The 767-nt window shown below is 34.2% G+C and carries 1 protein-coding gene; it reads right to left on the bottom strand.

Annotated features, from left to right (window positions below; translation table 11 throughout):
- Position 1: 1 nt before the first annotated feature.
- Positions 2-490, bottom strand: a complete 489-nt coding sequence (locus ACERC7_RS10690) for a sigma-70 family RNA polymerase sigma factor (protein WP_373666913.1) — start codon at positions 488-490, stop codon at positions 2-4.
- Positions 491-767 lie beyond the last annotated feature (277 nt).

Here is a 767-nt window from a genome sequence, read left to right as displayed (position 1 = left end):
ATCACTCACCTTCAAGTTGTTTGATTAATTTTTTCACTTTTGTAATGATATTCTTTTTCCCTTTAAAAGCATTTCCGGAAGCGAGTTTTTGGACAAGATTCCACTCTTCGTTAGTAAGTAATTTTTTAAGTCTATCAAGACTATCTTTAAAGCAGATGAATTCATCAAGCAAGATTTCAGGATTAGGAATAAGGTGAGCAACCTCGCTAATATCTTCGTAAGAGAGTTTGTTTAACTGTCTCTTTTTAGACTCCTGTTTTCTTAATTCATCATTCACAAGATTAGAGAACTTAGTTTTAAAGTAGACTCTAAGTTTTTCCTGATTATCGGATAAGTCAGGTTGCTTGTCTAACAATGTATAAAGGCAAATCATGGCCTCCTGCTCCCAGTCCTCCAACTCCCAAAGTTTAATGTAGTAGAGATTTCTTAGCTTCAAGACAATAGGTCGGACAATACGGTAAGAGTTTGAAAACATCACATCAGTTAACATGGCTAACTATCTCCTTGTTTTTGATGTTTTTATTGTACGGCGATGTCTGTTCAAGCAACAGGACGCAGATGTCCCAAAGCTAAGGGGAAGAAAAAAGAAAAAAGAAAAAAGAAAAAAGAAAAAAGAAAAAAAGTGTTGACACACCTAAACGCATGTGATAAGATATAACAGTTCTCGAAAGAGAGCATGAGTCTGAGAGAGCGGACGAAAAAAACTTTTAAAAAAGTTTAAAAAAGTAGTTGACAGTTTATCTTAGATTTGATAGAATATAGGAGTT

Origin of the sequence: Streptococcus sp. E17BB (assembly GCF_041807725.1) — a bacterium.
In the GTDB taxonomy this organism is placed as follows: Bacteria; Bacillota; Bacilli; order Lactobacillales; family Streptococcaceae; genus Streptococcus; species Streptococcus entericus.
This window is presented reverse-complemented; position numbering and strand designations above follow the sequence as displayed.

Excerpts from the sequence above, each read along its gene's own strand:
- ACERC7_RS10690 (WP_373666913.1), bottom strand. The coding sequence starts at position 490 with ATGTTAACTGATGTGATGTTTTCAAACTCTTACCGTATTGTCCGACCT.